Annotated in this window: 16 protein-coding genes; 9 read left to right on the forward strand and 7 right to left on the reverse strand. The window is 70.5% G+C overall.

Annotated elements, in window-relative coordinates; translation table 11 throughout:
* Positions 1–22: 22 nt before the first annotated feature.
* Together Ahu01nite_RS43295 and Ahu01nite_RS43300 are read right to left on the reverse strand one after the other, a co-directional pair.
* Complete coding sequence (locus Ahu01nite_RS43295) at positions 23–3889, reverse strand: Pls/PosA family non-ribosomal peptide synthetase (protein ID WP_438874864.1); 3867 nt, start codon at positions 3887–3889, stop codon at positions 23–25.
* 119 nt (positions 3890–4008) lie between these two features.
* Positions 4009–5625, reverse strand: a complete 1617-nt coding sequence (locus tag Ahu01nite_RS43300) for a thiamine pyrophosphate-binding protein (RefSeq protein WP_203842601.1) — start codon at positions 5623–5625, stop codon at positions 4009–4011.
* Between the two features lie 44 nt (positions 5626–5669).
* On the opposite strand from Ahu01nite_RS43300, the gene speB reads away from it, so the two are divergent.
* From speB to Ahu01nite_RS43320, 4 genes are all read left to right on the forward strand, one after another.
* Positions 5670–6611, forward strand: coding sequence for an agmatinase (gene speB / locus Ahu01nite_RS43305; RefSeq protein ID WP_203842602.1), 942 nt, complete (start codon positions 5670–5672; stop codon positions 6609–6611).
* Between the two features lie 41 nt (positions 6612–6652).
* Positions 6653–7426, forward strand: coding sequence for an RNA ligase family protein (locus Ahu01nite_RS43310; RefSeq protein ID WP_203842603.1), 774 nt, complete (start codon positions 6653–6655; stop codon positions 7424–7426).
* Positions 7395–8945, forward strand: coding sequence for a helix-turn-helix domain-containing protein (locus Ahu01nite_RS43315; protein ID WP_275411826.1), 1551 nt, complete (start codon positions 7395–7397; stop codon positions 8943–8945). The genes Ahu01nite_RS43310 and Ahu01nite_RS43315 overlap by 32 nt, the downstream gene beginning before the upstream one ends.
* Positions 8946–9099: 154 nt before the next feature.
* Positions 9100–10236 carry a chymotrypsin family serine protease gene (locus Ahu01nite_RS43320; protein WP_203842605.1) on the forward strand — a complete coding sequence of 379 codons (1137 nt, stop codon included), beginning with the start codon at positions 9100–9102 and terminating at the stop codon, positions 10234–10236.
* A gap of 118 nt (positions 10237–10354) precedes the next feature.
* Here Ahu01nite_RS43320 and Ahu01nite_RS43325 read toward each other — a convergent pair whose 3' ends face one another.
* A complete protein-coding gene (locus Ahu01nite_RS43325; RefSeq protein WP_239159611.1) occupies positions 10355–11074 on the reverse strand; it encodes an AraC family transcriptional regulator in 720 nt (239 codons plus the stop codon).
* A 3-nt stretch (positions 11075–11077) separates the two neighbouring features.
* Between Ahu01nite_RS43325 and Ahu01nite_RS43330 the strand changes: the two genes are divergently transcribed.
* Together Ahu01nite_RS43330 and Ahu01nite_RS43335 are read left to right on the forward strand one after the other, a co-directional pair.
* Entirely contained in the window at positions 11078–11698 is a 621-nt protein-coding gene (locus Ahu01nite_RS43330; protein WP_203842606.1) for a DoxX-related protein, read from the forward strand.
* Positions 11699–11766: 68 nt separating this feature from the next.
* The gene (locus tag Ahu01nite_RS43335; RefSeq protein ID WP_203842607.1) at positions 11767–13605 is read left to right on the forward strand and encodes a glycoside hydrolase family 27 protein; all 1839 of its coding nucleotides are present in this window, start codon (positions 11767–11769) and stop codon (positions 13603–13605) included.
* Here the strand turns inward: Ahu01nite_RS43335 and Ahu01nite_RS43340 are convergent.
* On the reverse strand, positions 13602–14033 hold the full coding sequence (locus Ahu01nite_RS43340; protein WP_203842608.1) for a MerR family transcriptional regulator: 432 nt from the start codon (positions 14031–14033) through the stop codon (positions 13602–13604). The two genes, Ahu01nite_RS43335 and Ahu01nite_RS43340, sit on opposite strands and share 4 nt — an antisense overlap.
* Positions 14034–14165: 132 nt before the next feature.
* Between Ahu01nite_RS43340 and Ahu01nite_RS43345 the strand changes: the two genes are divergently transcribed.
* Positions 14166–14582 carry a DUF1761 domain-containing protein gene (locus tag Ahu01nite_RS43345; RefSeq protein WP_203842609.1) on the forward strand — a complete coding sequence of 139 codons (417 nt, stop codon included), beginning with the start codon at positions 14166–14168 and terminating at the stop codon, positions 14580–14582.
* A gap of 15 nt (positions 14583–14597) precedes the next feature.
* Here the strand turns inward: Ahu01nite_RS43345 and Ahu01nite_RS43350 are convergent, their stop codons facing one another.
* Positions 14598–15920 (reverse strand): pentapeptide repeat-containing protein, encoded by a 1323-nt coding sequence (locus Ahu01nite_RS43350; protein WP_203842610.1) that lies wholly within the window; start codon positions 15918–15920, stop codon positions 14598–14600.
* 522 nt (positions 15921–16442) lie between these two features.
* On the opposite strand from Ahu01nite_RS43350, the gene Ahu01nite_RS43355 reads away from it, so the two are divergent.
* Positions 16443–17303: an LLM class flavin-dependent oxidoreductase gene (locus tag Ahu01nite_RS43355; protein ID WP_203842611.1), complete on the forward strand. Its 861-nt coding sequence runs from the start codon at positions 16443–16445 to the stop codon at positions 17301–17303.
* A 7-nt stretch (positions 17304–17310) separates the two neighbouring features.
* Here Ahu01nite_RS43355 and Ahu01nite_RS43360 read toward each other — a convergent pair whose 3' ends face one another.
* Positions 17311–17703 (reverse strand): ester cyclase, encoded by a 393-nt coding sequence (locus Ahu01nite_RS43360; protein WP_203842612.1) that lies wholly within the window; start codon positions 17701–17703, stop codon positions 17311–17313.
* 73 nt (positions 17704–17776) lie between these two features.
* Here Ahu01nite_RS43360 and Ahu01nite_RS43365 point away from each other — a divergent pair, with 73 nt between their 5' ends.
* Positions 17777–18910 (forward strand): glutamate--cysteine ligase, encoded by a 1134-nt coding sequence (locus Ahu01nite_RS43365; RefSeq protein WP_203842613.1) that lies wholly within the window; start codon positions 17777–17779, stop codon positions 18908–18910.
* Between the two features lie 498 nt (positions 18911–19408).
* Here Ahu01nite_RS43365 and Ahu01nite_RS43370 read toward each other — a convergent pair.
* A partial coding sequence (locus Ahu01nite_RS43370; protein ID WP_307794733.1) for an HNH endonuclease signature motif containing protein occupies positions 19409–20719 on the reverse strand: 1311 nt, incomplete at its 5' end.

A 20719-nucleotide genomic window follows, 5' to 3' on the forward strand; every position in this document is an offset into this window, starting at 1 on the left:
AGGCGTGGCTCGGTGCAGTCGGTCATGCCTGACCGGTCGGGGGCGACCAGGTCGCGATCGGGTTTCCCAGCCAGCGGCTGTCCTGGGGGACCGCGTCACCGCGGGTGACCAGGGAACCGGGGCCTACGGTGGTGCGTGCGCCGATGCTCGCGCCGGGCAGCACGATGCTGTGCGGGCCGAGGGCGGCACCGGCGCCCAGGGTCACCTCGTCCATGCTCATGACACGATCATGGAACAAGTGGGTCTGAATCACACAACCGCGGTTCACCGTTGCCCCGTCGCCCAGGCTGACAAGATCATATTCGGGCAGCCAGTACGTCTCCAGCCAGACGCCCCGGCCGATCTTCGCGCCGAGCGTGCGCAGCCAGGCGGGAAGCAGCGGCGTGCCGGTCGCGAAACGGACCAGCCACGGCACCCCGAGCACCTCGACGAACGTGTCGGCGAGCTCGTTGCGCCACACGAACGAGGTCCAGAGCGCGTGGTCGACGACCCGGAACCGCCCGATCAGCAGCCACTTGGCGGCCGTCGAGACAGCGCCGGCGACGATCGCGGCGGCGAACATCACCGGGCCGGCGGCGAGCGCGGCAGCCCACCCACCGGCGCTGTGCCACACGACGTCGAGCGTGGCGAGGACGAGCACGGCGAGGGCCGCGGCGAGCATCACCGGGACGATCCGGCACAGCTCGATCGCCGCGCGGGCCAGCTTCAGCCGCAGCGGCGGGTCGAACGTCCGGCTGGTGTCGGCGGCCTCGACCGTGCGGCGCAGCGGCATCGGCGGGGCACCGAGCCACGACGAGCCCTTCTTCGCCTTGCGCGGCGCCGACGAGAGCACCCCGACGAGGCTGCGCTTGGGCACCGAGCGGCCCGGCGCGGTCATGCCCGAGTTGCCGAGGAATGCCTGCTTGCCGATGCGGGCCGGCGCGACCCGCAGCCAGCCGTGGTTGAGCTCGTACGTGGCGACCATGGTGTCGTCGGCCAGGAACGCGCCGTCGGCGACCGTGGTCATGGCGGGCACCGCGAGCACGGTCGACGCCTCGACGCCACGACCGACCTTGGCGCCGAGCAGCCGCAGCCACACCGGCGTGAACAGGCTGGCGTAGAGCGGGAACAACCCGACGCGGGCCATGCCCATCAGCCGCTCGGTGGCCCACACCTGCCAGGCCACGCGGCCCTGGACGGGGTGGTAGCCCTCGCGCAGCCCGATGCTGAGCAGCCGGACGGCGATCAGCACGATCAGGGCGTACACCAGGAAATAAGCGACGGCCGCGACCGGGATCACCCAGGCGATCTCCGCGCTGAGCCCGTCCGACAGGGTCCAGCCGAGCAGGGCGAGCCCCGGCAGGGCGGCGAGAACGGACACCAGGCCCAGCAGCTGCGCGGTCGTCCCGTAGGCCGCGGCCCAGTAGCCGGACCGCAGCTTCGACGAGGCCATGCGGGGCTCGGGCCAGTCGCCGTGGCTCTTCCCGGCGCGCACGGCGCCGGAGACGGTGGTCCCGGCGGAGACCCAGGCGTTCTTGCCGACCCGGGCGCCGGGCATGAGGGTGCTGCGCGCACCGACCCGGGCGCCGGCGCCGATGCGGATCTTGCCGATGTGCACGACGTCGCCGTCGACCCAGTAGCCGGAGAGGTCGACCTCGGGCTCGATCGCGGCGCCGCGGCCGAGCTTCAGCGCGCCCGTGACCGGCGGCGCGGAGTGCAGGTCGACGTCGGGGCTGATCTGCGCCCCGAGCGCCCGCGCATAGGTGATCATCCAGGAGGCGCCGGCGACGCTCGTCGCGCCGGTCAGGTCGGCGAACCGCTCCGCGGCCCAGAGCCGCAGGTGGACGCCGCCGCCGCGCGGGTAGTCACCGAAGCCCACGCCGCACAGCAGCAGCCGGGCCGCTCCTGCCGCGAGACCGATCCGGCCGGGCGCGCTGAACAGCACCAGCCAGCCGGCCGCGATCCACCACCAGGTGACGGGCGGTGCCCACGGCGCGGGCCCGATCAGGGCGGCGATCTTGCCGAGCCCGGCGAGCAGGGTCAGCCAGCGCAGCCCGACGAGCACGAGCATCGGCAGCATCAGCAGGCCCTGGATCAGCCCGGCCCGTTTGGGCGTGGGCCGGACGTCGCGGCGGACCGCCGCCGTCGTGTCGAGCTTTTCGAGCACCGCGGCGAGGCCGGACAGGCTCGGGTTCTGGTAGATGTCGGCGACCGACACCTGCGGGTGGCTGGCGCGGATCCACGCCACGAGCTGCGCGGCGGTGAGGCTGCCACCGCCGTGGGTGAAGAAGTCGGCGTCCACCTCGGCGGGACGCAGGCCGAGGATCTCCTCCCAGCCGGCGGCGAGCCATTCCTCGGTCGCCGTCAGCTCGGCGGCGCCCTCCTGCGCGGTGGCGAGCGGCCACGGCAACGCGTTCCGGTCGACCTTGCCCGACGTACGGGTGGGAAGCTCCTCCACGACTGCCAGCAACGGCACGAGAGCGGCCGGGAGCTGCTCCCGGAGCTGCGTCGCGGCAACGGTCGTGTCGAACTCCGCGCCCTCACGAACCACGACGTACCCGACCAGGAGCTGGTTGCCCGCGGCGGTCTTCTTCACGGCGGCGGCCGCACCGGCGACCCCGGGCAGTGCCTGCAGCGCGGCGTCGACCTCGCCCAGCTCGATCCGGCGCCCGCCAAGCTTGACCTGCTCGTCCCCGCGCCCGACGAACAGCAGCCCCTCGGGCTCCGCCCGCACGATGTCACCACTGCGGTAGGCCCGCTGCCAGCCGAGCGAGTCGAGCGGCGCGAACTTCTCCGCGTCCTTGGCGGCGTCGAGGTAGCGCGCGAGCCCCACCCCGCCGATCACCAGCTCGCCCGTCCCGCCCATCGCCACCGGCTCACCGGTCGCGTCGACCACGGCCAGCTCCCAGCCGAGCAGCGGCAACCCGATGCGCACGGGCCCCTCGCCGGTCAGCCGCGCGCCACAGGCCACCACGGTCGCCTCGGTCGGCCCGTAGGTGTTCCAGACCTCGCGTCCCTCGACGGCCAGCCGCTCGGCGAGCTCCGGCGGGCAGGCCTCACCACCGAAGATCAGCAGGCGTACGTCATCGAGCGCCTCGACGGGCCACAGCGCGGCGAGCGTGGGCACGGTCGACACGACGGTGATGCCCTGGCCGGCGAGCCACGGGCCGAGATCGACACCGCTGCGCACGAGCGAGCGGGCCGCCGGCACGAGACACGCACCGTGCCGCCACGCCAGCCACATCTCTTCACAGGACGCGTCGAACGCCACGGACAGCCCCGCCAGCACCCGATCGGCCGGCCCGATCGGCTCGGCGTCGTCACCGCTCAGGAACAGCTGCGCCTCGGCATCGACGAACGCGGCCGCCGAGCCGTGCGTGACGGCGACACCCTTCGGCGTGCCGGTCGAGCCGGACGTGAAGATGATCCAGGCGTCGTCACCGGGCCCGGGACGCCCCGGCTGCCCCACGGGCTCGCGCCGCATCGAGACGGTCAGGCCGTCACCCAGCACCGCGGCGACGCCCGCCTCGCCGAAAACAAGCTCAGCACGCTCTTCAGGATCATCCGCGTCGACCGGCACATAGGCCGCACCCGCCGCGAGCACCCCGAGGATCGCCAGATAAAGATCAACGGACCCGGACGACACGCGTACGCCGACCCGGTCGCCGACACCGATGCCGTGCCCGGCCAGCCTGCCGCGCAGCACCTCGACCTCGTCGGCCAGCTGACGGTAGGTCAGCATCCGGGTGCCGTCATCGATGGCGGCGGCGTGGGAGTGCTCGCGCGTGGTCTCGTCCAGAACATCGAGCAGGGAGCGGCGCACCGGCGCCGAGTCGGTGCGAAACACTGCCGGGGCGAGAGGCGCACCGGCAATCGAAGGAATTGTGACCAACCGCAAATCAGTCGTCACAGTCACCAGGCGCGCTCCATCTCCAGCTCACGGTCCAGGGCAACCGTCCACGCTACGTCCCCATCGGCGGAAGTGACGGGGACATTTCGGATTCGTGTCCGACAACACACCCGCTCCCCTCACTCCAGATCATCCGCCGTCGCGACGATCACCGTGACCGCAGCCCGGGCAAAAGCGGCCGCGACCTGGGCACTCAGCGCAGTCGGATGGTCAACCCGCACGGCGTGGGCACCGAATCCCCGGGCGATCGTGACGAGGTCGAGGGCGGTCACCTCGGTGCCGCTGCGGGGCACTCCGGCCCGGTCGAACGAGTCCCTGATCTCGCCGTACCCCTGGTTGTCCCAGACCACCACGACGAGGCGGCGCCCCAGATCGACCGCCGTGGCCAGCTCCGCCAGCGTGAAGAGCAGCCCGCCGTCCCCCACGATCACCAGCACGGGCAGCTCCGGGTCCGCGACGAGCACCCCGGCCGCCATCGGCAGGGCGGGACCGAGCGTGCCCAGCCCGTACGGTGCGATCCACGGGCCGGTCTTCCGGACGTACTGATGCGCCGTGTACGCCAGCTGCGTCGAGTCGAGCACCGTCACCACCCCGGCCGGGCAGGCACCGGCCAACGCATCGAGCCAGGGCAGATGCCGCTGCGACTGCGCCGTCCACTCGACCCCGCCCCTCGCCGCCGCAGCTCGCGCCGCGCCGCCCCGCCGTTCCCCCGGCTCGATGAGCGGCAGCAACTCGCTGAGGAAGGCGCCCACGTCAGCGAGCACCCCAACCACGGCCTCGTGCGCCGCCAGCTGCGACTCATCGAGATCAACCCGAACAAGCCGCCCGCGCACCTCGACCGGAATCCCCGTGTAGATCACATCCGTCTCGGAGAATTCCGTCCCCAACGCCAGCACCACATCCGCCCCTGCGATCAACTCCCGTGCCCCGGAGAACGGCAGCAACGTCCCCACCGCCAGCGGATGCCCGTCGTCAAGGGCCCCCGACCCGTTCCCGGTACACACCACCGGCGCGTCAAGCACCTCAGCCACCCGGGCAAGCCTCATCGCCAGTCCTTCAACAGCCACTCCCGCACCCTCGCCCACATCCGGGCCCCTTCTTCGGACCGCGCCGCCGCCCGCGATGATCACTGGGCGCCGGGCCTGCCTGAGTTCCTCCGCCGCAGCGTGCAACTGCTCGGCTGTGGGCCGGCGCGGATCCGGAGACTCCACGGCCGGGGCCGGCCAAGGCCCGTCGATCCACGTGGCGAAATGGTCGATCGGCACCGACAGGCAGGCGGGCCGGGGCCGCCCCGCGGTCAGCACCGCCCACGCCCCGGCCAGCAGCTCCGGGAACATCTCCGGCCGTTCCACCAGCCGTGACCACCCGGCGGCACCCGCCGCGGCGGCGACCTGGTCGGGCACGTCGTGCAGCGGCCCCCGCCCCCGCAGCCCACCCCGGGTCGCGGCCGCGATGACCAGCACCGGAACGGAGTCGTGCCAGGCCTGCGCGACCGGTGTCAGCACGTTCAGCAGCCCCGGCCCGGTCACCACCGCGCACACCCCCGGCCGCCCGGTGATGCGCGCATAGCCGTCCGCCATGAACCCCGCACCCTGCTCGTGCCGCGCGACATGCGTGGCGATCCCCGTCGCCCCGAACCCGCGGTAGAGCTCGATCGTGTGCACACCCGGGATGCCGAACACGTCCCGGACGCCGTAGTCACTCAACAACTGCGCGATCGCCTCGCCGTACCTCACGATCGATCCCCGTCCTCCCGGTTCCCGTGCCACCATCGCCAAGCATGAGCCAAACCCCCATCGGTCCCGTCGATGCGACGACGGTCCCCCGCTACGGCGGCCCCGCGACGTTCGCCCGCCTGCCCCGCCTCGACGAGGTGTCCCGCGCGGACGTGACCATCGTCGGCCTGCCGTTCGACTCCGGTGTCAGCTACCGCCCCGGCGCCCGGTTCGGCCCCGGTCACATCCGGGCCGCGTCGAAGCTGCTGCGCCCCTACCATCCCGGCCTCGCCGTGCACCCGTTCGGCGCGCAGCAGGTCGCCGACGCCGGTGACCTGGGCCTGAACCCGTTCGACATCGCCGAGGCCGTGGCGCAGACCGAGCAGGGCCTGCGCGCCCTCGGCGAGGACGGCTCCACGCTGCTCGCCCTGGGCGGCGACCACACGCTCGCGCTGCCCGCCCTGCGCGCACTCGCCACCCTGCACGGACCCCTCGCAGTCGTGCACTTCGACGCGCACCTCGACACGTGGGACACGTACTTCGGGGCGCCCGTCACCCACGGCACCCCGTTCCGCCGCGCCTCCGAGGAGGGCCTGATCGACCTGGAACGCAGCCTGCACCTCGGCATCCGCGGCCCGCTCTACAGCGCCCGGGACCTCGACGACGACCAGGCCCTGGGCTTCCACATCATCCGCGCCGACGACTACGAGACCGACGGCACTGCCCGCGCGGTCGAGCGCCTGCGCCGGCGCGTGGAAGATGCGCCGATCTACGTCTCGGTCGACATCGACGTCCTCGATCCCGCGCACGCCCCCGGAACGGGCACCCCCGAAGCCGGCGGCCTCACGAGCCGCGAACTGCTGACCACCCTGCGCGGCCTCACCGGCCTGAACGTCGTCGGGGCGGACATCGTCGAGGTCGCCCCGGCGTACGACCACGCGGAGATCACCGGAATCGCGGCCGCTCATGTCGCGTACGAAATCCTCGCGGTCCTCGCCGGTCGATAAAGCGTTTGTGACCCGGCCGGCGCGACGGGCAGCATTGCCCGATGACCGGCTTCGACGTACGCGCGATCGACCTGAGAGCCCTCAACTCGCTCACCAAGTACCCGTCCATCCCCACCTACCACCAGCTCGACCCGCGCAACGGCAACCTCGTCGAGACCGCGATCGCGTTCGACGGCCCGGTCATCGCCACCGAGAAGGTCGACGGCACCAACTCGCGGATCATCGTGCTGCCCGACGGCACCTATGTGCTCGGTTCGCGCGAGGAGCTGCTCTACGCGAAGGGCGACCTCATCGGTAACCCTTCGCAGGGCATCGTCGAGAACCTCAGGCCGCTGGCCGATCGGCTGCCGGCCGGCGACCGGGCCCGGGTCTACTACCTGGAGTTGTACGGCGCCAAGATCGGTGGTCAGGCCAAGCAGTACAGCACCCGGGGCGCGGTCGGCTGGCGGCTGTTCGACGTCGCCGTCCTCGACGACCTGGCCGACCGGCTGACGTGGCCCGCGCAGCAGATCTCGGCGTGGCGGGAGGGCGGCGGCCAGACGTACCTCGCCGAGGACGACCTGCAGCCGGCCGCCGACGCCGCCGGGGTCGATCTCACACCGCGCCTGTTCACGATCGACGCGGCCGAGCTGCCCACCGACATCGAAAAGATGCACGCGTTCCTCGGCGAGCGGCTGCCCCGCACACTGGTCGCCCTGGACGACTCGGGGCAGGGCCGCGCGGAGGGCATCGTGCTGCGCAGCCCGGACCGGTCGGTGATCGCGAAGGCCCGGTTCCAGGACTATGACCGTACGCTGCGCCGTCGCTCGCATTGATTCGTTATCATCTATCTCCGATGGTGGTGACGCGAGGGGGCACGCGGTGGTGCTCGATTCCGAACGGGACAGGGCCGAACGGGGTAGGGCGGGGCAGGACAGGGCCGGGCGGGGTAGGGCTGATCGGGACAGGGCTGATCGGGACACGGCTGGCCGGTCCGCCGAGGACCGGTCCGCCGAGGACCTGTTCACTGAGGACCGGTTCACTGAGGACCGGTTCGCCGCCGAGCTGCGGCATTGGCGTCACACGCAGCGCATGACCCAGGAGGGCCTGGCGGAGGCGTCCGGCCTGAGCGTCCGCGGCATCCGCAGCCTGGAACGAGGCCAGGTCCGCGCACCCCGCCGCCGCACGGTCGCACTGCTCGCGGACGCCCTCCGGTTGAACGGCGGTGACCGCGAAGGCTTCCTGACCCTCGCCACCGAGCCCGCCCCTACAGCGCCCGGCGACACCTCACCGGGCCACCGCGCCGACGTCCTGGTCCCTGGCGAGCTCCCTCCGGCGATCAACGACCTGACCGGTCGCTCCGCCGAACTAGCCCGGCTGGCATCACTCGCCGGCCCCGCCGCCACCGGCCAGGGCGCGGGCCCCACCGCCGTCGTCCTGCACGGCCTCGCGGGGATCGGCAAGACCAGCCTCGCGGTCGCCGCAGGACACCGTCTGAGAGAGCGCTTCCCCGACGGCCAGATCTTTGTGGACCTCAGCGTGCCGGACTCTCCCTCCACCGGAACCGCCCCGGCGCTTGCCGTCGACCAGGTGCCGGCGTTCCATCAGGCAGCCACGCTCGGGCGGATCCTGCGGTCACTGGGTGTGCCGGACAGCCGGATCCCCCGGTCATCGGCGGAACGTACCGCGCTCTACCGCACGGTGACGCAGGGCCGGCGCCTGCTCGTGGTGCTTGACAACGCTGTCAACGAACGCCAGGTACGCCCCCTGCTCCCGGCCACCCCGGGCTGCCTGGTCCTGATCACCGCACGCCGCCCCCTGGCCGGGCTCGAGGCCGTCGAGCGATCAGCGGTACCGGTGCTGGATCACCCCGTGGCTACCCTGCTGCTGCGGATCATCATCGGTCCGCGCGCCGCGGCCGAGCCCGAGGCGATCGCCGAGCTGGCACGGCTCTGCGGTCATCTGCCGCTGGCGCTGCGCATAGCCGGGAACAGGCTGGCGAGCCGTCCGTCATGGAGCGTGGCGCGGATGGTGGGGCAGCTGAGCGACGCGGGCGGGCGGCTCAGTGCGCTGACCGCGGGCGACCAGGGCGTACGCGAAGCTTTCGCCGTCTCCTACGCCCAGCTCGCGCTCACCACGGCCCTGGTTTTCCGCCGCTGCGCCCCGATCGCGCACACGGACTTCGGCGTAGCGCTGGCCGCCGCAACGGCGGGGTTGAGCGAATCCGGCACGGATGCGGCGCTGGAGGAACTCGTCGACGCCGGACTGCTGCTGACGGCCGGACGGCGGTACCGCTTCCATGACCTGGTCGCCCTGTACGCCGCCGAGCGTCTCCGGCGGGACGAGCCGCGCTGAACGCGTACTGTTAATAGACCGGCATAAATGCAGTTGCCGGTGAAGTGCCTGGCCGGGGTTGGTGCACGATGGTGTGCTGGGGGCGCCGCGCAGGTTGCGGCAGGTTGGCCCGTCCGCACGCGTCCCCGCGCGTGCCCCCCGAAAGGCAAACCGCATGAAACGCACCAGGCGCTTCGGCGCAACCGCCGCCCTCGCCGTCACCGCGGCAACCATCATCGCCTCCTCCCCCGCGGTGGCGGCACCGTCCGCGAACTCCCCCACCACGGACGTCACCGCCGTCGCGAGCAAGCAGATCCCCCTGACCAGGGCCGCGAGCATCATCCGCACCGCGGTCGAGCGCGGCGCCTCCCACGGGTACGCCGGCATCGCCCTCGAGGACGGCCACGTCGCCGTCTGGTGGAAGGGCGCGCTGCCCGCACCGGTCAGCAAGGCCGTAACCGCCGCCCGCGCTATCGCCCCCGTGCAGGTCTCCCCCGCCGATCACACCCTGCAGGAGCTGCGCACGGCCGGCGCGACACTCCGAGCCGCTTATTCTTCCGGGCAAACCCGAGTCAAGTACGCGGTGGACGGCAGCAAAGTTGTTGTCGGGCTCGATATGCGTACGGCCGTGGGGCGCAAGCAGGCCCCCGACGTCGGCGTGCCGGTGGAGATCGTCGACCAGGGCCCGAAGGTCGAGACCAGTCGTCGCGACGACTGGGCACCGTGGAAGGGCGGCGCCGACCAGATCAACGGCAACGCCCGCTGCACCACCGGGTTCCCGGTCCGCAACGCCGCCAACGAACGCTTCATCCTGACCGCCGGCCACTGCGGCAACAACGGCGATCGCATCACCGACGGCACCGGCGAGTTCATGGGCACGTTCACCGCGAAGAACGCCACCCACGACCTCGGCCTGGTCGCCACCCCGGGCAACGTCGACGACCTGATGTACCTCGGCGGCCTCGAATCCAACTCCGTCGCCACCGTCGGCGGCTGGGACTGGGTCTTCCCCGGCGAATACCTCTGCCAGTCCGGCGGCTCCTCCGCCCGCGACACCGGAGGCCCGGTCTGCGGCCTGCTGGTCGAGAAATTCAACACCGACGCCGGCGACGCCGTCGAAGCCCGCCAGGTCGACGGCCAGCCCGCCGTCCGCGGTGGCGACAGCGGCGGCCCGGTCTACACCGGCTCCGCCAGCGGCGCCGCGATCGCCAAGGGCATCAACTGCTACACGTACGTCGGCAACAACACCATCCTCGGCTTCCAGGACTTCGGCACCGCCACCCGCGACTACGGCATCTGGATCGCCCAGTAGCCCGGTCCGGCTGAGGAACGGATCACGCCCGGCGCGTGGTCCGTTCCTCCGTGCGGGCCGGCTCGCCACCCCGCTTCAGGTCACCGGAACAGCTTCAGGTCACCGGAACAGCTTCGGGTCACCGGAACAGCTCGGACGGGGTACGGCCGAGCAACCCGCGAGCCGTACGGACCAGATGGGCCTGATCCGCGAACCCCGCGGACACAGCGACCACCGCCGCCGGCCCGCCGGGCAGCACCGCAACGGCACCGCGTAACCGTGCCCACAACCTGAGCCGAGCCAACGGAATCCCCACCGAGCCACGCACCAGCACACGAAGCCGCGGCGCGGAGAGCCCGACCTCAGCGGCAATCTCGCTGATGGATCCGTCGCGAGCGATCGCGTTCACCGCGTACTCCACCCGCGGTTCGAGCGGCGCACCCGCGCCGGTGAGTCCCACGATCTCGGCGCGAGCGGCGGCCAGGTCAGCACCCGCGCCAGGGTTACCGGCTGCCGCGAGAATGCGCTTGGTCCGCGTCGCGTCGATGGGGACAGGCCGGTCAGCGGGCGCCAACTCCCAGGGCTCCAGCAGGAGCGCAACATACGCCGAGGACACCGCACAACTGTGCGCCACCTGCGGCGGCACGATCACTCCAGGACCGGTGGTCAAGCCCGCAGGGCCATAGCCGACGTCGACGTGGCCGCCGAGGGACAGGACAATCTTCCAGGCCGGGTGGCGGTGCGGCGTGACCCGGAAGCCGGTGGACTCGGCGAACATCGTCGCGACGGGAGTGGCAGCGAAGTCCAGGCGGCGATCGTTTTGTTCAAGCGTCCACGCACCGGTCGACGCCACGCTCATGGCATGCACCCTGTTGCGGCCATCGCTCTGGCCCTCTTCCTGTTCGTCAACGGCGTCGCGCATCTCGTCCGGCCCGCATATGTCCGCGGGCTGGTCCCGGGCTGGCTGGGGCGGCCCGATATCATTGTCCTCGCCGGCGGCGTGGCACTGATCCTCGACGGCGTTGCACTGCTCACACCGCAGGGCCGGGAGCCGGGCGCATGGGCCGCCGCAGCAATGATCGCGGTCTTCATAGTGGCGCACATCGACACCCTGATCCAAACCGCGGCCGAACGACCACGCCAAGTCCCGGCCGAGCCACCGCGCCAAGTCCCGGCCGAACGACCACGCCAAGTCCCGGCCGAGCCACCGCGCCAGGACCCGACCGAACGACCACGCCAGGACCCGACCGAGCCACCACGCCAGGACCCGACCGAGCCACCACGCCAGGACCCGACCGGGCAACCGCGCCAGGACCCGACCGAGCCGAGCCGCCGGGATCACATTTCCGCCGGCCTCGTCACCCTCGACGGCTCGGCCGGTTCGCCACGGCGGGCTCGCAGGCTGGTGGGCGCGGCGGTGAAGGTGCTGCTCAACCTGGGGTACGTCGGCTGGGCCGTCATAGTCGCCCTCCACAGTCATTGACATCAACCTATGTGAACGTTAACTATCTCGGTGTTGCGGTTTTGTTTCGTCCCGGCCGGGAGGCACCGATGAGCACCCGATTCCTACGTTGGCTCGCGGCACCACTACTCGTCACCACGGCCGGCCTGATCGGCCTGACGGCCCCGGCAACCGCAACCCCACCACGCAGCGCAACCACCGCAGGAAACACAACCACGCTCGGCACCGCAACCACGGCACACAGTGCGACCACGCTGGGCAGCGCGAACACGCCCGGCAGAGCAACCACGCTCGGCACCGCAACCACGGCACGTAGCGCAGTCACATCAGGCAATGCAGCCACGCCAAGCGACACCCCCGCAACGGCCGACGCAGCGGCCGCGGCCATGGTGGGGACGCCGCCGATGGGGTGGGCCTCGTGGAACACCTTTGCGGCGCAGATCAACTACGGCGTGATCAAGGCGCAGGTCGACGCGATGGTCGCGAGCGGGATGAAGGATGCGGGCTATCAGTACGTCAACATCGACGAGGGCTGGTGGCAGGGCACGCGGGACTCGGCGGGGAACATCACGGTGGACACGGCGGAGTGGCCGGGCGGGATGCAGGCGATTGCCGCGTACATCCACAGCAAGGGTTTGAAGGCCGGGATCTACACCGACGCCGGCCGCGACGGGTGCGGCTACTACTACCCCACCGGTCGTCCGGCGGCGCCCGGGTCGGGGTCCGAGGGGCACTACGACCAGGACTTTCTGCAGTTCTCGCAGTGGGGCTTCGACCTCGTGAAGGTCGACTGGTGCGGCGGGGACGCGGAGGGGCTGGATGCGCGGACGGCGTACCAGTCGATTGCGCAGTCGATTGTGCGGGCGACCAGCGTGACCGGGCGTCCAATGGTGCTGTCGGTGTGCAACTGGGGGAAGCAGAATCCGTGGGACTGGGCGCCCGGGATCTCGACGATGTGGCGCACCAGCACGGACATCATTTTCTACGGTGAGAGCCCGTCGATGGACCGCGTGCTGGCGAACTTCGACTCCGCGCAGCATCCGGCCGCGCAGGCCGCCGGGCGCTACAACGACCCGGACATGCTGATCGCGGGGATGCCCGGTTTCAGCGCCGCGCAGAACCGCAGCCATCTGAGCCTGTGGGCGATCTCCGGCGCGCCCCTGCTGGCCGGCAACAACCTGACCACCATGAGCGCGGAGACCCGTACCGTCCTGACGAACCGCGAGGTCATCGCCATCGATCAGGATCCGCTGGGCCGGCAGGGCGTCAAGGTCGCCGAGGCCACCCAGGGCCTGCAGGTCTACAGCAAGGTGCTCTCCGGCAGCGGCCGCCGCGCGGTCGTCCTGCTCAACCGGACCAGCACCACGGCCACCGTCACCACGACCTTCGCCGACCTCGGCCTCGCCACCACCGCGACCGTCCGCAACGTCTGGTCCGCGACCGAACTCGGCAGCAGAACCACGAGCTACGCGGCGAGCGTCCCGGCGCACGAGGCGGTCCTGCTGACGGTCACCGGAACGGAGAGCCCCGGCAGCGGCCCGAGAACCGGTGCGCTGGTGGGCAAGCAGTCCGGCCGCTGCCTGGACATCAACAATTTCACCACCACCAACGGCACCCAGGCCCAGCTCTGGGACTGCGCCGGCCAGACCAACCAGGCCTGGACCTACCTTTCAACAAAACAACTCTATGTGTACGGGAACAAGTGCCTCGACGCCTACAACGCCGGCACGGTCAACGGCACCGCGGTGGTCATCTGGGACTGCAACGGTCAGCCCAACCAGAAGTGGACCCTCAACCCCAACGGCACCATCACGGGTACGCAGTCCGGCCTCTGCCTCGACGCCTCCGGCCAGGGCACCGCGAACGGCACCAAGCTCGTCCTCTGGACCTGCGGCACCGCCGACAACCAGAAGTGGAGCTGGCGTTAGTGGAAGCCGAGGTGCTGGGCCGCCTCCTTGACGGCCTGCCACGCCTCGGCCTCGGCGACGCCGTCCGCGTGGTCCCGGGCGTCCCAGACCGCGGCCTTCGCGCGCAGGTACCCGAGCCGCGCGTGCTGGGCGACGATCTCCGCCTCGATCCGCTCCGCGTGGCGTAGCAGCAGGTCACGCTGCTCGGCGGCGGTCTCCTCCCGGTTGGCGAGGTTGGCCTTGTACGTCCGCATGTCCCCGATGCTCACCCCGGTCGCCCGCAGACAGGACAGCGCCCCGATGAGGTCAAGGTCAGCGGCGTCGTACTGACGATGCCCGCTCGCGTCGCGCCCGATCGGCCCGATCAGCCCGATGTCCTCGTAATACCGCAGCGTCGGCTCGCTCAGCCCGCACCGCCGGGCCACATCCCGGATCGTCCAAACGTCCATCCGGCCAGCGTCACACACCTCAAGCGCTTGAACACAAGCATCTGCCTCAGAGAACCGCCTCTGGTAGCGGCCACATTCTGGCACCTTCTCCTGACAAGGTCGTCCCGACACCGACCAGGATTTGGGGAAACAATGTTCAACGTGCTCGGCGACATCAACTGGCTCGCCGTACTCGCAGGCTTCGCCGCCTTCGCCCTCCTCGGCGGCCTCTGGTTCGCCCTGCTCTTCCCCAAGCAGTACAACCACTCCCTCGGCCGCCCCGCCGACGCCCAGCCGATCAGGTCCCCGCTGTTCCTCGCCGGCCCGCCCCTGTGCGCCCTGATCATCACGATCACCACGGCAACCCTGATCCAGGCCCTCCACATCACCACGTACGCGGATGCTCTGGTCTTCGCCCTCATCGCCGGCATCGGCTACCTGGTCGCCAACACCACCACGATCGCCATCAACCCCAACTTCCCCCACCCCTTGAGGTACGCAGCGATCAGCGGCGGCTACAACGTCATCGGCCTCGTCCTCGTGAGCCTCCTGAACGTCGCCATCAGCTAACGCCCGGCCGGGCGTCTACAGCACCGGCGCACGCTGCAGACGCCCCAAGCCATCCGCGTCCCCCGCTGCCACCGCCCATCCGGGAGGCCATCGATCGTCGCGTTTGTCCCTGGTGATGACCAGCGCCCCGTCGAGTGCACAAGCGCGGGAGATGTGCGTCCCCTCGGCGCTCTGCCCCAGGATGAAGGTCGCGTCACCGGCAAAAATGACGCTGTGGAAGCGAGCGTTACGGGCGAAGGTGGTTCCGTCGAAGAGAGTCTTCTTCTCGAAGCGTGTGGCGCTGAAGCCGGCGCTGTCGAAGAAATGTGCGCCGCTGAAGGTGACATTCTCCAGAAAAGTCACCCCTCGGAACAGTGCCGTGCGACGGAACTGCACCCCTTTGAAGACCGTGATCGCGCGGAAGGTCGCATCACTGAATCGGGCGGTGCCGGAGAACGTCGCATCATCGAACCTCGTCAGATGGTCGAACACTGCTGCCTCGAAGCGGGCTCCGCCGGCAAAGGACGCGCCGCTGAACCGTGAACCCGCGGCAAACGTCGTCGCGATGAACCTGGCGACGTTGAACCGGGTGGATCCGAAGGCGGCGGCGCCACGAAATGACGCGTTCTCGAACCGGCAGTCCGCCTTGAACGTCGTGTTGCCGAACAACGCGTTTCTGCGGAAGACGGCGGCCCGGAAAAGTGCGTCGTCATGAAACGTCGCGCCGGAGAACGTGGCGACATCGTCGAAAACGGCGTCGTCGAACCGGGCGGCACCCGCCCAGGTCGCGTTTCTGAACACCGCCGATCTCACCCGGGCGCCCGCCATGTCCCAGTCCACGAGCCGGGCGCCGGTGAGGTCCAGATCCATCTCGGGCCAGAACGCGCCACCACCAGCCGCACGGTTGCCGCGTTCGACCTCACGCCCCGGGCGAATGTGTTCGGTCAGTATCTTCTGAGCCGTCAACCGGACCTGCAACTCCTGGTAAGGATCCCGGCCCGCGTCGGCATCCGGCCGCCCAGAATCCGGCCGCACGGGATCCGGCCCCAGGGGATCCGGCGCGGCCGACGACGGCGGATCCGGCGCGGCCGACGGTGGGGTGAAAGGCATCCGCAAGTAGGCGCAGAGGACGTCCGCGATCGGTTGTTGCTGCTTGGGGTTGTCTTCCGCCACCCGCTGCAGGGCGTACAAACTGCCGAGCCGGACCGCGGCGTCCGCGGATCCCAGCTGTTCCACTGCCTTGGTGTAGATGTCGGTGACCCGCCGTTCGCTGGCGTCCGCCTCGGTGTGCCGCTGCGCGCGCTCGACGTGTTCCTGGGCGCGCTCGAGGTGCTGCTGGCGCCGGATGCCGAGCAGCAATGCCGCCACGGCGCCCGCTCCGGCAAAGACACCGAGACCGTATTTGATGGCGTCGACCTGAAGCCGGGGGCGTTCCGACTCCACAGCCGTGGCCGCCACCTGCAGCATGACGACGAGGGCCACGATGCCGAGACCGGTGACCGTCGCGACCATTGTCGCGATTCCCGGATAAGAGACCACCCAGGGCGTGTGCCGCTCGGACTCACCAGAGCCCCGCGCGGAATGCCGGTGCGCGCGGAATCGCGCAATTGCCCGGGCCGAACCCAGGCCGGCACCCGCGCCGAGCGCCAGTAGTCCGACGTGGCTCCGGACGCCCGCCCACATCGCCTCCCACGGCCATGACCAGGGCTGGAACTCAACAACCGCGCCACCGACGATCAGAACCGCCGTCAGCGCGCCCACACTCGCCTCGCGTCGAGTCACTCCTGCAGTGTGCCGTCGAGGTACGTCGATGTCATGGCTTGACCTGACGCGCGGTAGAGGTTCGAGACTGGCCACGAGAACCCTGAGGAGGCAATGCAGATGAAGGTCGGCGTGATCCTGCCGTCACTGGCAGTCCAGCGGCGTGACAAGCTCACCCTCGCCGAGGCGGCCCGGCACGCCGAGGACGTGGGTCTGGACAGCGTCTGGCATGGCGATCATCTTGCCGTAGGGATGCCGACCGTGGACTGCACGATCGCCCTGGCCGTCGCCGCGACCGCCACCAGCCGGATCGCCATCGGCGCGAGCGTCTTCATTCCCGCGATCCGGCCTCTGGTCTGGGCCGCTAAGCAGCTCGCAAGCCTGCAACTGGTCTCCGGCGGGCGCCTCCTGCTCGGCGTCGGCTCAGGAGGCGGCCCCGCGCAATGGGCGGCGGCCGGCGTTCCCTTCGACGAGCGCGGCAGGCGTACCGAAACGGCCCTGCGACTGTTTCCCGGGCTTCTGACCGGCGAAGACACGACGGTGGCCGGGTTCTACCCCACCGTCGAGGTGCCACCGCTGTGGGTGGGCAACGCGTCAGAGGTGGCGATCGACCGGGCGGCCAGGCTGGGCAATGGCTGGTTCCCATCGTTGATCACACCGGCGCGGCTGGCGGCGGGCAGGAGCAGGCTCAACACGCTGGCATCCGCCGCCGGCCGGCCGGTGCCGGCGGTGACGATCGGGGCGTCCGGGGCTCTGGGCTCGGCCGACGGCACGCCGACCCGGGCGGAGCTGGCCGCGGGCATTGCCGGGGCCTACCAGCACGCTGCCCGTGATGCTGCTGACATTCCCATCACCGGGGAGCCTGCCGAGGCCGCCGAACGGATCGCGGAGTACGCCGCGGACCACCTCGTGATCGGATTGTCCGGCCCTGGCTGGCGTACCCAGATCGATCTTCTGGCTGAGGTTCGTGACCTGCTGTGACCGGCCGTCAGGAGCGGAGCTGGGCCTCGATGGCCGGGCGGTCGATCAGCGATGAGACTGCGGCGATGCGGTCTTCGTGGAAGCGGTAGAAGACGTGTTCCGCGAAGTGCAAGCGCTTGCCGTTCGGGGTGAAGCCGAGGAATTCGCGCTGCGGCGTGCAGTCGAAGACGATGCGGCAGGCCACCTGGTCGCCCGTGGCGACGACGATGTCCGCGGCGTAGAACAGGTCGGGGATCGCGGCGATGTCGGCGGCGATCAGGTCCCGGTACTCACGGCGGGTCATCGGTTTGTCGTTGTACGTGAGGTTGTCGTGGACGTACCGATCCAGGTCGTCGAGGCGGCGGTCGTTGAGAGCTGCCAGGTAGGCTCGGTAGTGGGCCTCCAGGTCGATGTTCGTCATGGCTGATCATACTGCCGTGCGTGGGGTGGGACTCTCCCTGCGCGCTCAGCTCATGATTCGTAGCATCAGGTTCATGGGTATCGACTTCGCACTGTCGCAGAGATCGCGTCTGGGGATCGAGTGGGAGATCGCGTGTGTCGATCGGCGCAGCGGGGAGCTCGCTCCGGCCGCTCCGGAGCTGTTGTCGCGGCTCGGCGCCTTCGAGGGGTTTCCGCATGTCACGGGTGAGCTGCTCACCAACACCGTCGAGGTGGTCAGCGCGCCGCACCTGCGCGCCCAGGATGCCGTGGACGACCTGACGCGCCTGGTCGAACGGGTGGGTGCGCTCGCCGAGCCGATGGGCGTGGACCTGATGTCGTCGGGGACGCATCCGTTCAGCCAGTGGTTCCAGCAGCAGGTGACGCCGGGGAAGCCGCGCTACGAGACGCTCATCGACCGGACCCGGTGGTGGGGGCGGCAGATGATGATCTGGGGCGTGCATGTGCACGTCGCGGTCGAGGACCGGCGCAAGGTGCTGCCCATCATCGAGGGCCTGCTGAACTATCTGCCGCACTTCCAGGCGCTGAGCGCGTCGAGCCCGTTCTGGGCCGGGGAGAACACCGGCTACGCGTCCAACCGGGCCCTGATGTTCCAGCAGCTGCCGACGGCCGGCCTGCCGCCGCAGTTCACCGAGTGGGCACAGTACGAGGCGATGGTGGCCGACCTGCAGCACATCGGTGTCATCGAGGAATTGAACGAACTGCGCTGGGACATCCGCCCGTCACCGAAGTGGGGCACGATCGAGGTCAGAAGCTTCGACGGCATCCCCACCGTACGCGAGATCGGCGCCGTCGCCGCCCTCACCCAGTGCCTCGTCGAGCACTTCTCCCGCGAACTCGACGCCGGCCGCGACGTCCCGGGCCTGCAACCATGGTTCGTCCGCGAGAACAAATGGCGCACGGCCCGCTACGGCATGGACGCCATCATCATCCAGAACGCCGATGGCGACGAGCGCCTGGTCACCAAGGACCTCGACGAACTGCTCCCGGTCCTCGCCCCGATCGCGGAGTCACTCGGCTGCACGACCCAGCTCGACCACCTGCGCGACATCGCCGAACACGGCGCCAGCTATCAGCGCCAGCTCCGCGTCGCCGCGGCGAACAACGGCAGCCTCAAATCCGTGGTGTCCTCGCTCGTCCGCGAACTACGCGAGGGCCGACCCCAGTAAGGCGAGTCGTTCCGGGGTATGAGGCGCTCTGGGTGACGACACTGCGATGTGCCGGTTCCATAAGGGCGGCATGTCGACCCGGGCTGGCGGCTGATGAGATGCGGGTGTGGGTGTCGCGGGTTAGTGCGACAGTCGGGCGCCCGGGCGCGGTGGCCGGTAGCCGAGTGCGGTGGCCGAGTGCGGTGGCCGAGTGCGGTGGCCGAGTGCGGTGGCCGGTGGCCGAGTGCGGGGCTACTCGATCCAGCGCAGCGGGGCGCCCGGACGCGAGCTTGTGACGGGATGGTGGCCAGGCCCGATCACTGGCGACTGATCATCGGTGCCCGGTCACTGGCGCCCAGTCACAAGCACCCAGTCACAAGCACCCAGTCAGAGGGCGCCCAGTCAGAGGGCGCCCAGTCAGAGGGCGCCCAGTCAGAGGGCGCCCAGTCAGAGGGCGCCCAGTCAGAGGGCGCCCGACGATTGGCGCCTGATCGCTGGGGCTCGATCATTGGGGCCTGATCACTGGCGTAGGTGGTAGAGGTTGCGGCGTGGTAGCTGGGTGGGGTCGATGGTGGGTGGGGGGATGAAGAGGGGGTGCTGGTCGGGGCCGAGACTGATCGTCCAGCCCGCCGCCGGATCGTGAACAACGTTGTGGTGACGGCGGCACAGGAGGACGAGGTTGTCGAGGTTGGTGGGGCCGCCGGTGGTCCAGTGGCGGATGTGGTGGGAGTCTGTCCATCTCGGTGGGCGTTCGCAGTCGGGGAAGGCGCATCCGCCGTCTCGGATGTGGAGGGCGCGGCGTAGGGCTCCGGTTGCGGTGCGGCGGCGGCGGCGGCCGGCGTTGAGGACCTGGCCCTTGCCGTCCAGGACGACCGGCAGGATCCGGGCGTCACAGGCCAGGCGCCGGATGGTGTCAGGGGATATGCGCAGGCCGGTGTCGGTCGAGGCGATGCCCAGGGCCTGGGTGAGCGGGTCGTAGGCGACCGTGACCGCGAGCTGGGGTGGTTCGCCGCCGTCGGTGGGAAGCTCTGTGGTGCGTAGGGCCAACCGGCAGACCTCGAGCAGGGCGTCCGCACGGCGTTGCCCGGGGGTTCGGTTGTCGTCGGGGGCGGGTTTGCACAAGGGGTGCAGCGCGGCTTGCACGGTCGCGGCGTCCTCGACGCCGAGGATCCCGGACAGGTGCACCAGGCCGTCGACCGGTAGCGACAGGGCGAGACGGCGTTCGCGACGGGCGCGGGCTTCCTGGCGGGCCAGGGCGGCCCGGTCGGCGCGATCGGCCACCTCCGGGGCGACGTAGGCCAGGATCCGGTCCCCCGCACGACGCAGCTGGTTTGCCGACAGGCGGCCCGCCATGTCGAGCAGCAGGGTTTCGGCATCCTGCACGGTCTGCGCCGCATCGATGACCGGTGCACCATCGGGATCGTTCAGCGTGGCGAGGTCGGTGGGGATGTTCTCGATGGTCTGGGTGATCACCGTGGCCTGGCGCAGGTCGGCGTCGCCGTCCAGGACTGCCTGGGAGATCGCCGGGTGGTCCAGCACGGCGGCGTGGGCGACGAGGTCGCGGGCTGGGCCAAGATCCAGGATCAGCATGCTGCGCAGCCACTCGGTGACGGATCGATGGCCCTGCGCCGCGGGAACGCCTCGGGTGTCGATCTGGCGGGTCACCCGGGCCTGCAGGAACTTGGCGGCTTGTTCCAGGCGGTGCGCGGCCTTCAACGTCTCGGTCAGCTCGGTGTCGGACAGCTGCCAGAGCGGGGCCGCGGCAACCTTCGCCGCGACCACACCCAGCTGCTGCACCTGCGCCAACATGAGGACCACATTAGAACAGGC

Origin of the sequence: Winogradskya humida (genome assembly GCF_016862215.1) — a bacterium.
Lineage (GTDB): Bacteria > Actinomycetota > Actinomycetes > Mycobacteriales > Micromonosporaceae > Actinoplanes > Actinoplanes humidus.